We start from the raw sequence: 2,190 nt of genomic DNA, 5'->3' as shown, positions 1-2,190 counted from the left end.
AACAACAGCGAAGCAGGCATTGAGGCCTGCCTCATCGGTAAATGCGCCTCAGCCCACGCGCAAGCTGTTGAACCAACTCACCAGATTTGGCCTGCCCTGGAGATGATCCGGCTCGCCATACAGGCTTGCAAGGAAGGTACCGCGATGGCTGGCGCCGTTGACGGCCACCCCATCCATCATGGGACCGCCCGCATTCACGGCCCGCCTGCACATCGTGGGATGCAGCGGTTCATCGGCCAGGCCGTAGAACAAGCGGATCGGATTAGAGTACTCGAAATAGCTGGCCGTGTTTGCTGCAAGCTGACGCCGGAAGCGGCTGTAGGTGTCATTTACGAATTGACGTGAGACGCTATCGATCAGAAGGTCTTTTGGCATCGGCATCTTGCTGAAGTCGAGATTCATGTCGTAGTCGGCGAGGAACTTGCGGACCATGGGCACGTATTCGGGCCTTACCACGGTATCAATAAGATCGTTGAGCCGGTAGTAGCTTTCATAGCTGCCCAGCACGAGGATTACGCAAAGGGTCAGCCACTTCGGGCGAGGCGGATAGGACATGCCTGGCGGATCAGAAAAAGTGATGCTGCCAGTCCAGTAATCGAAGGACTCAACCACATCGTTGAAGGGGCTCGAAGCACCTGCAGCACGCACCGGAATGGCGGACGTCTGCAGCGCCTGGTGAAGCCATTGGGTATTGAGACCGCCCTGTGACCAGCCATTGAGGAAGAGCTCGGCCGGTTCGACACCAAGCTGGCGCATGCCCTCTAGGCCTGCGTTCAGAATGTCGATCGATGCGCGGGTAGAGGCATCCTTAACGGCATAGGCCTCCGATTGACTGCCGTGATACGGGCCCTTGCCGATATAGTCAGCAGCGATAACCGCATAGCCATTTGCCGCAAAGCGATGAATGTTGAAGAGTGTTTCCTGCGAGTCGACATTATCCTTCATCACGTAACCCGGCTCGGCGACAAGGTAGAGGTTTGAGGGTACCTGCACGAATGAGAAGATCGTCCCGTGCTGCCACGACACCACCGGCAGCGGCCCCTTGGCGCCGGCTGGCAATGCGAGGAGCCCGCTGATCTTCAACGTCTCGCCGGTCTCGGGCACCTGGGTGAAAGTTGTAATTCGGTGTAGGTCTACGTCGCTTGTCGCGGCGTGCTTGCCGGCATCGAAATCTGGCAGCACCTTGTTCTCGTTGAAAATCCCGAAGGAGCGGGCGGCAAGTTCATCGAGCCGCGCACGCGTCAGTGTCGTCTTGTTGTCGAGAATCGCGGCGCCTGCCGGCGTCACCAGTGATGCCCAGCCCATTGACGCAAGTGCGACGCCCGTTGCGCCAGTGATCAAGCTGCGGCGGTTGATCTGCAATGAGGGAGCCGAGATTTGATCCTCGCCGTTTCCGAATGTCATAGCGCCTTCGACTCTGTTTTCAGCCATCAACTATCTCAATATTCCATCAGACCTTGATCGTGTCCCATTCCGTGGTGTAGGTAACGGAACTGGTCGGCGAGCTTTTCCGGCTTGGTCCGGGGTGATCAGCTGGCCGCGTCTGGCAGGCTGACGGAAGGATCATCGCGCATGTTGCCGATGGTTTCCAGCGTCATTTAGCGGGCCCGCTGAACAGCCCACTCATCGTTCTGCTCGAGGAGGATGGCGCCGACGAGGCGGATGATGGCATCGTCGTTGGGGAAGATGCCGACGACCTCTGTCCGCCGCTTGATCTCACCATTGAGGCGCCCGATAGGGTTGGTGCTGTGCAGCTTGGTGCGGTGCTCTTTCGGGAAGGTCATGTAGGCCAGCACGTCGGGCTCGGTCTGATCCATGATGGCGGCGAGTTTAGGCACCTTGGGCCGTATCTGGTCGGCTACGCTGCACCATTGAGCGCTGGCGGCTTCGGGCGTCTCCTGCGCGAAGGCGGTGGCGATGAAGGCCGAGACAACGCGGCGGCCCGACTTTCCGGCGTGGGCAAGGACGTTCCTCATGAAGTGCACCCGGCGACGCTGCCAGCTGGCGCACAGCACCTTGGATACGGTAGCCTTGATCCCCTCTTGGGCAAGCCCATCGACCGTTCAGCTTCAATCCCGGACCCTCTCGCATGGCGCTTGGCCGCACCAAAGTACGGCGTCAACTATCAAAAAATGATAATTTCTTTCAATGATTTATCGCCGCCGTACCATTTTCGGGCAGTCAGGAGCT

General features: G+C 58.8%; 1 protein-coding gene and 1 pseudogene. Both read right to left on the bottom strand.

From position 1 onward, the window contains the following. Window positions 1-48 precede the first annotated feature (48 nt). Complete coding sequence (locus WCJ41_RS21630; RefSeq protein ID WP_336907904.1) at window positions 49-1,431, bottom strand: lipase family protein; 1,383 nt, start codon at window positions 1,429-1,431, stop codon at window positions 49-51. A 98-nt stretch (window positions 1,432-1,529) separates the two neighbouring features. Beyond that, window positions 1,530-2,039 (bottom strand): annotated as a pseudogene (locus WCJ41_RS21625) (transposase); the annotation flags it as partial. Window positions 2,040-2,190 lie beyond the last annotated feature (151 nt).

Source organism: Aestuariivirga sp. (assembly GCF_037139295.1).
In the GTDB taxonomy this organism is placed as follows: domain Bacteria; phylum Pseudomonadota; class Alphaproteobacteria; order Rhizobiales; family Aestuariivirgaceae; genus Aestuariivirga.
Note: the sequence above shows the minus strand (reverse complement) of the source record. Positions and strands in the feature narration are given on the sequence as shown.